Origin of the sequence: Streptomyces sp. BB1-1-1 (genome assembly GCF_031597775.1) — a bacterium.
GTDB classification, from domain to species: domain Bacteria; phylum Actinomycetota; class Actinomycetes; order Streptomycetales; family Streptomycetaceae; genus Streptomyces; species Streptomyces thinghirensis.
The window spans coordinates 2,353,017-2,360,000 of the sequence record NZ_CP134203.1; the positions used below are offsets into that span (position 1 = coordinate 2,353,017).

Here is a 6,984-nt window from a genome sequence, read left to right on the forward strand (position 1 = left end):
CTGCCACCGCTCGGCGAACCGGTTACTACCGCGTACTCTCTGTGCTGCCACGCGATCCGGACCGGCTGGCCCGACCGCTTCCGGGGCTGCTGCCCGCCGCACTCGGTGCGCATTCAACCTGCCCGGACCTTCATAAGAAGCTTGCCCAGTGTTTCACCCCGGCCGAACCAGGCCATAACAGTTCGGCAGCTTCGCACATCGTCCGCACACCCTCTGGGCGGAAACACTGCAGACCGGCATCCGCAGGGACGGCGAAGGTAAGTAACCTTGCATGCGGCTGTCCAGCCGTGCCGGTCCGTCCGGCCTGGGCGGTGGCACGGAGACGAGCGGGCATCGGAGGGGCGGCCGGACATGACCACCGGACTGATCCCGGGGGAGCAGCCCCCGGATCCCGGGCCGACGGGTGGACTGCCGCAGCAGCGGCGCGAGCCGGTCGGCCGTGAGGCCGTGCACGGGGAAAGAGGGTCGAGGAGTTCTGTGATCACCGCGCGCGCGGCCGCCAGCTTCGAGCCCGTCGGACGATCGGTGGCGAGTGCCCGGTCCTTCGTCCGGGACACGCTCCAGGGCTGGGGCCAGGCCGACATCGTCGACGACGCGGTGGTGCTCACCAGCGAACTGGTGACCAACGCCGTGGTGCACGCCGGCACCACCGCCGACGTCCTGTGCCTGCGCAGCGACGACGGCGTACGGATCGAGGTGGCCGACCACTACCCCGAGCGCGAGGTCCCCCTCCAGGGCTCCCCCGCCGACATGGGAAACCTCGACCGCGAGGGCGGCCGCGGCCTCCAGCTGTGCGCGGCCCTGGCCGACCGCTGGGGCGTCGAGTACACGCCGACACTCAAGAACGTCTGGTTCCACCTCCATCTCCCGGAGCGCCCGGTCGGCACCCGCGCCGCCGGCCCCTCCCTCCCGGCCGACCTGCTCCCGCTCGCCGACGCCCGCGTCCGCGTCGGCGTCGTCCAGATCGACCGCACCGGCGCCGTCACGTCCTGGAACGAGGACGCCGAGGAGCTTTTCGGCTACGCCGCCGAGCAGGTCATCGGCAAGCCGCTCACCGACCTCGCCGCCTGGCCGCAGACGCCGGGCACCAGCACCGGCATCGCCGAGGCACTCCAGCTCTCCCGCTGGGAGGGCAGCTACGGCATGCGGGGGGCCAACGGCCGTGTCACTCCGGTCTACGCCTCCCACCTCCGCGTCCGCGACTCCGGCGGCGAGCCCTCCACGGTCTGCCTCCTGGTCCGGGACAACGAACGCGCCGTCCTGCAGACCCCGATGCGCGCACCGGCCTCCGACTCGTCCTCCTCCGAGAGCCAGAGCGCCGATCCCTTCGAGGTCTTCATCGGCTCCCCCGCCCCGGACGACCTCGACGGACTCCTCCAGCGCACTGTCGAACGCGCCCGCGACATGCTCGACGCCGACGCCGCCTTCCTGCTCCTGGCGACCGACGACGAGACGGAGTTGGAGGTCCGCGCCTCCACCGGCCTGCCCTCCGCCCGCCAGCGCTTCGCCCGCGTCCCCGTCGAAGCCGGCCCCGGACGCTACGGCTCCGCCCGCATGCCCGCCGTCCACGACGACCTCGCGGCGGTCCCCGGCGCCGTCCCGCTGCTCAACGGCACCGGCATGCGCTCGGTCGTCACCGTCCCCCTCAAGGTCGAGGGCCGCCTCACCGGCTCCCTCGGCGTCGCGGCCGAGGCCGCCGGCCGGTACTCCAACGAGGAGGCCCTGCGCCTCCAGTTCGCCGCCGACCGCATCGCCCTGGCCGTCGAGTCGGCCCGCCTGGGCGAGCTGGAACGCCTGCGCCGCGGCTCCCTCAGCTTCCTCGTCGAGGCCTCCGACCTCCTCGCCGGCACCCTGGACCGCGACCAGACCCTGGCCCTGATGGCCCAGATGACGGTCCCGACCCTGGCCACCTGGTGCGCCGTCTACACCATCGCCGACCAGGCCTCGGACCCGTACCTCTCCTACGTCCTGCACGAGGACGAGGAGCTCATCGACGGCATCAAGTCCCTGCTCTCGAAGATCGCCCCGCCCGACCCGGTCCCCTCCCCGGGCGCCCGCGTCTGGACGGCTCCCGGCGAGCTGGCCCACCAGGCGGCCCTGCGCACCTCCATGCGCGACCTGGGCCTGAGCGGCGGCCCGACACCCAAGCTGAGTTCCGGGATCGGCCCGACCCTGGCCACGGCCTCCGCGGTCGGCGGCGAGACCGTGGTCCTCCCGCTGGTCGCCCGCAACCGCGTCATCGGCATGCTCACCCTCGGCAAGCCGACCGACGAGCACTTCCGCCAGGAGATCCTGGAACTGGCCGAGGACCTGTCCCGCCGAGCCGCCCTGGCCCTGGACAACGCCCGCCTCTACTCGGAGCGGACGGCCATCAGCCAGTCCCTCCAGCGCAGCCTCCTGCCGCCCGAACTCCCGCTGATCGACGGCGTCGAGGTCGAGGTCATCTACCGCGCGGCCGGCGAGGGCAACGAGGTCGGCGGCGACTTCTACGACCTGTTCCCCATCAGCGACGGCGCCTACGGCTTCGCCATCGGCGACGTCTGCGGTACGGGCCCGAACGCGGCGGCCGTCACCGGCCTGGCCCGGCACGCCCTGCGCCTGCTGGCCCGCGAGGGGCTCAGCGGCCCCGCGGTCCTGGAGCGCCTCAACTCGGCCATCCTCGACGAGGGCGCCCGCAGCCGCTTCCTCACCCTCCTCTACGGCGAGATGCGCCCGCAGGAGGACGGCAGCGCCGAGCTGAAGGTGGTCTGCGCCGGCCACCCGCTCCCGCTCCGTCTGCGCCAGGACGGCACGGTCGAACCGGCGGCGGAGCCGCAGCCCCTCCTCGGCGTCATCGAGGACCTGGAGCTGTACGAGGAGACGGTCACCCTCGACCCCGGCGACGTCCTGCTCTGTGTGACGGACGGCGTGACCGAACGCCGCGAGGGCACGCGCATGCTGGGCGACGACGGTCTCGCCGACGTCCTCACCTCGTGCACGGGCCTGACGGCCGGCGCGGTGGCGGCGCGCATCATGCGCGCGGTCGAGCGTTTCGCGTCGGACGCCCCGTCCGACGACATGGCGATTCTCGCGATGCGCGTCCCGGAGCCGCACACGGACTGACCCCGCCGGAGCGGGACATGCGAAAGGCCCCGCCCAATTGGGCGGGGCCTTCGCGATGGAGCCCCCAAACGGAATCGAACCGTTGACCTTCTCCTTACCATGGAGACGCTCTACCGACTGAGCTATAGGGGCCTGTCGCTTGGCGAGGTTTCCCCCGCGGCAACGGAATAGATCATACCCCGAACAGACCGGTGCTCCCAACCACGGCTTTCAGAAAGCCGGCTGCAGCAGCCCTCCCAGGGCATTGCAGGCGGACACGATCCGCTGCATGTCCCGTTTGGTCAACGAGGCGTCGACCGGCAGCGCGAGTGTCTCGTCGGCGGCCCGCTCGGTCTCCGGCAACGACAGGCAGCGCCGGAATCCGGGCATCCTGTGCACGGGCGTCTTCACCGGCACCCGGCACTCGACTCCCCTCCCCCGCACGGCCCGGGCGAAGGCGTCACGGTCCGGCCGCCCGTTGCCCGGCACCCGCACCACGTACTGCTGATACGAGTGCCCCTCACCCCAGTGCGGGGTACGCACGCCCCTCAACTTCCCGTCGAGATAGGCGGCCCGCTGCCTGCGCTGCGCCATCTCGTCGTACGGCATCTCGGACTCGCCCTGTTCCAGCACGAGCAGTCCGTGCCGCTGCCCGACTCCGTGCAGCGGCCCCATGTCCGCCGGCCGCCCGAACCGGTGTACGGCGACCACGGCCGCGGTCCGGGCCGTCAGCGCCGCCTCCACCGAGGAGGCGTCCAGACAGTACGTCTCCGGATCTATGTCCGCGAAGACCGGCATCGCGCCGACCAGCGCCACGGCCTCGGCGACTTCAACGTTCCCGAAGGCAGGTACGACGACCTCGTCGCCGACTCCTACGCCGGCGGCCCTGAGCATTGCTGCGGTACCCATACGAGTGATGGTCGTAGCGCAACGTGAACTTCAAGTGACGGAAAACAAAAAAGGGTTGGACCCGGAACCGAAGTTCGGGGTCCAACCCTTTTGAATGATTGTTCGGCGGCGTCCTACTCTCCCACAGGGTCCCCCCTGCAGTACCATCGGCGCTGTAAGGCTTAGCTTCCGGGTTCGAAATGTAACCGGGCGTTTCCCCTACGCTATGACCACCGAAACACTATGAAACAGACAACCAGCACACCCCCGTGGCACAGGGGCGGGTTGTTCGTGGTTTCAGAACCAACACAGTGGACGCGAGCAACTGAGGACAAGCCCTCGGCCTATTAGTACCGGTCACCTCCACACCTTGCGGTGCTTCCAGATCCGGCCTATCAACCCAGTCGTCTACTGGGAGCCTTAACCCCTCAAGGGGGTGGGAGTCCTCATCTCGAAGCAGGCTTCCCGCTTAGATGCTTTCAGCGGTTATCCCTCCCGAACGTAGCCAACCAGCCATGCCCTTGGCAGGACAACTGGCACACCAGAGGTTCGTCCGTCCCGGTCCTCTCGTACTAGGGACAGCCCTTCTCAAGACTCCTACGCGCACAGCGGATAGGGACCGAACTGTCTCACGACGTTCTAAACCCAGCTCGCGTACCGCTTTAATGGGCGAACAGCCCAACCCTTGGGACCGACTCCAGCCCCAGGATGCGACGAGCCGACATCGAGGTGCCAAACCATCCCGTCGATATGGACTCTTGGGGAAGATCAGCCTGTTATCCCCGGGGTACCTTTTATCCGTTGAGCGACGGCGCTTCCACAAGCCACCGCCGGATCACTAGTCCCGACTTTCGTCCCTGCTCGACCCGTCGGTCTCACAGTCAAGCTCCCTTGTGCACTTACACTCAACACCTGATTGCCAACCAGGCTGAGGGAACCTTTGGGCGCCTCCGTTACTCTTTAGGAGGCAACCGCCCCAGTTAAACTACCCATCAGACACTGTCCCTGATCCGGATCACGGACCCAGGTTAGACATCCAGCACGACCAGACTGGTATTTCAACGACGACTCCCCCTGAACTGGCGTCCAGAGTTCACAGTCTCCCAGCTATCCTACACAAGCCGAACCGAACACCAATATCAAACTGTAGTAAAGGTCCCGGGGTCTTTCCGTCCTGCTGCGCGAAACGAGCATCTTTACTCGTAGTGCAATTTCACCGGGCCTATGGTTGAGACAGTCGAGAAGTCGTTACGCCATTCGTGCAGGTCGGAACTTACCCGACAAGGAATTTCGCTACCTTAGGATGGTTATAGTTACCACCGCCGTTTACTGGCGCTTAAGTTCTCAGCTTCGCCCCACCGAAATGGAGCTAACCGGTCCCCTTAACGTTCCAGCACCGGGCAGGCGTCAGTCCGTATACATCGCCTTACGGCTTCGCACGGACCTGTGTTTTTAGTAAACAGTCGCTTCTCGCTGGTCTCTGCGGCCACCCCCAGCTCAGACAGTAAATGTCATCACCAGGAATGGCCCCCCTTCTCCCGAAGTTACGGGGGCATTTTGCCGAGTTCCTTAACCATAGTTCACCCGAACGCCTCGGTATTCTCTACCTGACCACCTGAGTCGGTTTAGGGTACGGGCCGCCATGAAACTCGCTAGAGGCTTTTCTCGACAGCATAGGATCATCCACTTCACCACAATCGGCTCGGCATCAGGTCTCAGCCACAAGTGCGACGGATTTACCTATCGCACGGCCTACACCCTTACCCCGGGACAACCACCGCCCGGGATGGACTACCTTCCTGCGTCACCCCATCACTCACCTACTAACCGCTTGGTCCGGCGGCTCCACCACTTTCCTTTCCCCGAAGGGTCCGGAACGGCTTCACGGCCTTAGCATCACGATGCTCGATGTTTGACGCTTCACAGCGGGTACCGGAATATCAACCGGTTATCCATCGACTACGCCTGTCGGCCTCGCCTTAGGTCCCGACTTACCCTGGGCAGATCAGCTTGACCCAGGAACCCTTAGTCAATCGGCGCAAACGTTTCTCACGTTTGTATCGCTACTCATGCCTGCATTCTCACTCGTGAACCGTCCACAACTCGCTTCCGCGGCTGCTTCACCCGGCACACGACGCTCCCCTACCCATCACAGCCGGCGTTGGCCGTATTGCTGCAATGACACGACTTCGGCGGTACGCTTGAGCCCCGCTACATTGTCGGCGCGGAATCACTAGACCAGTGAGCTATTACGCACTCTTTCAAGGGTGGCTGCTTCTAAGCCAACCTCCTGGTTGTCTGTGCGACTCCACATCCTTTCCCACTTAGCGTACGCTTAGGGGCCTTAGTCGATGCTCTGGGCTGTTTCCCTCTCGACCATGGAGCTTATCCCCCACAGTCTCACTGCCGCGCTCTCACTTACCGGCATTCGGAGTTTGGCTAAGGTCAGTAACCCGGTAGGGCCCATCGCCTATCCAGTGCTCTACCTCCGGCAAGAAACACACGACGCTGCACCTAAATGCATTTCGGGGAGAACCAGCTATCACGGAGTTTGATTGGCCTTTCACCCCTAACCACAGGTCATCCCCCAGGTTTTCAACCCTGGTGGGTTCGGTCCTCCACGAAGTCTTACCTCCGCTTCAACCTGCCCATGGCTAGATCACTCCGCTTCGGGTCTTGAGCGTGCTACTAAAATCGCCCTGTTCGGACTCGCTTTCGCTACGGCTTCCCCACCCGGGTTAACCTCGCAACACACCGCAAACTCGCAGGCTCATTCTTCAAAAGGCACGCAGTCACGACGCAAGGACAAGTCCTTGCGCGACGCTCCCACGGCTTGTAGGCACACGGTTTCAGGTACTATTTCACTCCGCTCCCGCGGTACTTTTCACCATTCCCTCACGGTACTATCCGCTATCGGTCACCAGGGAATATTTAGGCTTAGCGGGTGGTCCCGCCAGATTCACACGGGATTTCTCGGGCCCCGTGCTACTTGGGTGTCTCTCAAACGAGCCGCTG

The 6,984-nt window shown here is 65.6% G+C and carries 2 protein-coding genes, 1 tRNA gene and 2 rRNA genes (1 of these 5 cut by a window edge); 1 reads left to right on the forward strand and 4 read right to left on the reverse strand.

Annotated elements, in window-relative coordinates; translation table 11 throughout:
* The first annotated feature begins 351 nt into the window (after positions 1-351).
* The gene (locus RI578_RS10850; protein ID WP_310870904.1) at positions 352-3,102 is read left to right on the forward strand and encodes a SpoIIE family protein phosphatase; all 2,751 of its coding nucleotides are present in this window, start codon (positions 352-354) and stop codon (positions 3,100-3,102) included.
* A 56-nt stretch (positions 3,103-3,158) separates the two neighbouring features.
* On the opposite strand, the gene RI578_RS10855 is transcribed toward RI578_RS10850, so the two are convergent.
* The 4 genes from RI578_RS10855 to RI578_RS10870 form a co-directional block, all read right to left on the reverse strand.
* Positions 3,159-3,234 (reverse strand) — tRNA-Thr (locus tag RI578_RS10855).
* A 78-nt stretch (positions 3,235-3,312) separates the two neighbouring features.
* Complete coding sequence (locus RI578_RS10860; RefSeq protein WP_310875733.1) at positions 3,313-3,975, reverse strand: DegT/DnrJ/EryC1/StrS family aminotransferase; 663 nt, start codon at positions 3,973-3,975, stop codon at positions 3,313-3,315.
* Positions 3,976-4,090: 115 nt separating this feature from the next.
* Positions 4,091-4,207, reverse strand: a 5S ribosomal RNA gene (rrf, locus tag RI578_RS10865).
* Between the two features lie 89 nt (positions 4,208-4,296).
* Positions 4,297-6,984, reverse strand: a 23S ribosomal RNA gene (locus RI578_RS10870); it runs 433 nt beyond the window's last position.

What these genes read in the sequence shown, in the direction of transcription:
- RI578_RS10850 (WP_310870904.1), top strand. Translation starts at nt 352, where the DNA reads ATGACCACCGGACTGATCCCGGGGGAGCAGCCCCCGGATCCCGGGCCG.
- RI578_RS10860 (WP_310875733.1), bottom strand. Translation starts at nt 3,975, where the DNA reads ATGCTCAGGGCCGCCGGCGTAGGAGTCGGCGACGAGGTCGTCGTACCT.